This is a genomic window from Burkholderia sp. (genome assembly GCF_018375725.1).
GTDB lineage: Bacteria > Pseudomonadota > Gammaproteobacteria > Burkholderiales > Burkholderiaceae > Burkholderia.
This window is the reverse complement of the sequence record NZ_JAHACR010000391.1, coordinates 1-3,259: the sequence shown is the minus strand read 5'-3', so window position 1 is coordinate 3,259 and position 3,259 is coordinate 1. Positions and strand designations below refer to the sequence as shown.

Below are 3,259 nucleotides of genomic sequence, written 5' to 3'. Positions count from 1 at the left end.
ACCAGACCAGACCAGACCAGACCAGACCAGACCAGACCAGACCAGACCAGACCAGACCAGACCAGACCAGACCAGACCAGACCAGACCAGACCAGACCACGGCTCGGGCGCCGCATGCCGCCGCCAGCCTATCTGGCCTGCGCGTTCGGGCGTAACAACCGCCGCTCCCTGCCTCCGAATCGTTTGGCTGCGTTGCTAACGGCGCGCCTGGCAGTCAAAGCGAACAGCACAAGACTCGGGTATGCAACGACGCGAGTGCGCATAGCCGCGCCAGGAAACATCCGACTAGAGCAATTTGATACGATCGAGATGCTGGTTATGCAATAGCTCGGCAGCATCTGGTGTCGCAGAAGCTGTGACTCGCCCAGAGGAGGGGAAATGAACATCGGCAATGCCTCGCGCGAATCCGGAGTCAGCGCAAAAATGATTCGCTACTATGAGCAAATTGGTCTGCTGACACCCGCCAAGCGTAGCGATGCTGGTTATCGGCTCTACAGTCCGGATGAAATTCATGCGCTACGCTTCATTCGTCAGGCCCGAAGGTTGGGCTTTCCGGTCGATGACATTCGAAAGCTACTGGCGCTTTGGCAAGATCGGTCACGTGCCAGCGCCGAAGTGAAGTCGATCGCGATCGATCATGTCGCCGAACTCGATGAGCGCATCGCCGAATTGACCAACATCCGTAATACGCTGGCTGATCTGGCTGCGCATTGTAACGGCGACGAGCGGCCCGAATGCCCGATCTTGGCGCGTCTTGCCGATGTCACCGGCGACCCAGAGTAGTGCATGTATTCAGCTGCGCATTCGAGGATGAGTCGGGAATTTCAATAAAATCATACGGTTACCAATTTTTATTGGTGGTGTATTCCAAATTGGAATGCTTTCCATGCACCCATTTCACTGGTGTCTTGATGTGTTGTCGCTATAATCAGGGATAACCCTATACGGGAAATCCCTGAATTATTGATTCGCCAGGGTTCCCCTTCCTTGGAGAACATCATGATTGCCTACATCGTCGAAAAGCTGAGCAACTGGTTCGAGTCCGCAGAACGCAACCGCCGGGAGGCTTATCTCGCCGCTTCGTCGGACATCGTCCAACTTGAGCAACGCATCCGTTCGCTCGAAACGAGCGGCTACTCGCTGTAATCGGCGCCGGCAGACGGCGTCATGTGACGCCGATCGAAAAGCCGGCCCGTATCGACGGTTTCAGACTGCTGACGAACCCCACGTTTTTCGGAGCGTGGGGTTTTGTTCTTTTGCGCACACGCACGGAGGAACGCGAGGAGCCAGCAGATCTATCCGCTGCGCAAACCGCTATCGAGGCGTAGTGTTTTTTATACGCCGGATCTGGTTATGTGGGTCGGCAGGCGTTATGGTATGAGCCTATTTTCCGATTGAAAGGGCAAGATCATGCGATTGCGCGTCGATATGCGAGGGGCCACGTTTTTCCGTATTGGCCTGGCTGGACTTCTGCTCGTCCAGGCTTGGTCCGGTTACGCCGCATCCGCATCGCAACCGCTGATTCTCGATACCCAGCGCGGCATCCAGGACGGAAACGGCGGTCTGGTATTGCAGACCGCGCCGCTATCCCGCGAGCCGATCGTCGAGCCGGCGAGAATGCGGACGCCGGTAGAGCAGGCGCCGAACTCGTCGATTCCAGTGTATGTTGCGCCATACATCAACATTCCCGGATGGAGTGCTCCGCAACCGGGACAGCCGTAGCCCCGGCAGCCGTGAGTCCAGCGAGGCTCAGTTCCCGCGGTATTCGACAGTGAACCGTGCGCCATGATCCTGTGCAAGCGTTTCAGCCAGATAGGGCATCGCTTCATTCAGGCTCTGCGAAAGGGTGTAGGGCGGATTGATGATGAACATCCCGCTGCCGTACAGGCCCAGCCCGCCTTCCGGCGGATTGGATACCGACAGCGTCACGTGAAGCCAGTTATCGGGTTGCAGCCGTTTCAGTTGCTCGGGGAACCGCTGGGATTCGACGCGCGTGACCTGCGGATACCAGACCGCATAACATCCCGTCGCGAACCGCTGCAGGCATTCCGTTACGCATGTGAGCGTGCGCGCGTAGTCCTTCTTGTCCTCGTAGGACGGATCGATCAGCACGAGTGCGCGGCGTGGCGCGGGAGGCAGCAATGCCTTGATCCCGTCGAATCCATCACCCGAAAAAATCATCGCCCGACGCCCGGCATCGCGGAAATTGTGACGCAGCACGTCGATCTCCGTGCTGTGCATTTCGAACAATCGCATCCGATCCTGCTCGCGCATCAGTCGCCAGGCGAGATACGGTGAGCCCGGGTAATAGTGCAATTCGCCATCGGCGTTCAGCGCGCGCACCTCGTCGACATAGTCGGCCAGGATGGGCGGCAGGTTCTTTTCCTCCCACAGACGGCCGATGCCGGTGTCGAATTCGGCGGTCTTCGCCGCATAGCCGTCGCGGAGCGAATAGACGCCTGCGCCTGCGTGCGTATCGATGTACCAGTACGACTTGTCTTTTTTGTTCAGGTAGCGCAGCAGCTGGACGACGACGGCGTGCTTGAGCACGTCCGCGTGGTTGCCTGCGTGAAAACCGTGACGATAACTGAGCATGGCGGGCTGCCTGAAACGAATGTGAATCGATGGAAGTTTGTCGATCGTGCGCTGCCGGTGGGGCAGGCCGTCGCGATGCGGTCGCGTATTGTACGCGACTGGCCATGTCCGGACGCGCTCCGGATCGGATCTCGAATCACTGCCTGACGTTGGCGCGCGTTCGATCGGGCGTCGTGCGTGTGTCCTGCGACGATCGGCCCGCTCAAGGGCCAGCCCATGACGAACCCGCCGACGCGCGGATGCGTCCATATCCATATGACCGTCGGCTGTCAGACGCTGCGTTCGATTCCGACGAGATATCGCGAAGGCGAAGCCTCGTGCGAAACTTCCGCACGTTGTGATCGACATTAAGCTTAGGCGTTTTGCGCACGAATATCGGTTGCAGATCATGCACAATAACGCGTGCCCGCCGAGCGGTTGTACGACCGCATGGCGGAAATGGTTTTTCATCGATCTGACTGAAGGAGACGTGGATGGCAGCGGATTTGAGCGGCAAGGTGGCGGTCGTCACCGGCGCGGCGAGCGGCATTGGCAAGGAAATTGCGCTGGAACTGGCAAGGGCGGGCGCCGCGGTCGCGATCGCCGACCTGAACCATGACGGCGCGAATGCCGTCGCAGAGGAAATCACGAAAGCGGGCGGCCGGGCGATCGGCATCGCGATGGA

General features: G+C 59.0%; 5 protein-coding genes. 4 read left to right on the top strand and 1 reads right to left on the bottom strand.

Features of this window, described 5'->3' with window-relative positions; translation table 11 throughout:
* The first annotated feature begins 378 nt into the window (after positions 1–378).
* The 3 genes from cueR (at position 379) to KH616_RS23250 (ending at position 1,722) form a co-directional block, all read left to right on the top strand.
* Positions 379–783: a Cu(I)-responsive transcriptional regulator gene (gene cueR / locus KH616_RS23260; protein WP_292252303.1), complete on the top strand. Its 405-nt coding sequence runs from the start codon at positions 379–381 to the stop codon at positions 781–783.
* Positions 784–999: 216 nt separating this feature from the next.
* A complete protein-coding gene (locus KH616_RS23255) occupies positions 1,000–1,146 on the top strand; it encodes a DUF3563 family protein (RefSeq protein ID WP_292252302.1) in 147 nt (48 codons plus the stop codon).
* 264 nt (positions 1,147–1,410) lie between these two features.
* A complete protein-coding gene (locus KH616_RS23250; RefSeq protein WP_292252301.1) occupies positions 1,411–1,722 on the top strand; it encodes a hypothetical protein in 312 nt (103 codons plus the stop codon).
* 27 nt (positions 1,723–1,749) lie between these two features.
* Here the strand turns inward: KH616_RS23250 and rlmJ are convergent, their stop codons facing one another.
* The gene (gene rlmJ / locus KH616_RS23245; RefSeq protein WP_292252300.1) at positions 1,750–2,595 is read right to left on the bottom strand and encodes a 23S rRNA (adenine(2030)-N(6))-methyltransferase RlmJ; all 846 of its coding nucleotides are present in this window, start codon (positions 2,593–2,595) and stop codon (positions 1,750–1,752) included.
* Positions 2,596–3,068: 473 nt separating this feature from the next.
* Between rlmJ and KH616_RS23240 the strand changes: the two genes are divergently transcribed.
* Positions 3,069–3,259 (top strand): SDR family NAD(P)-dependent oxidoreductase (locus KH616_RS23240; RefSeq protein ID WP_292252299.1); only part of this gene is annotated, 191 nt, incomplete at its 3' end.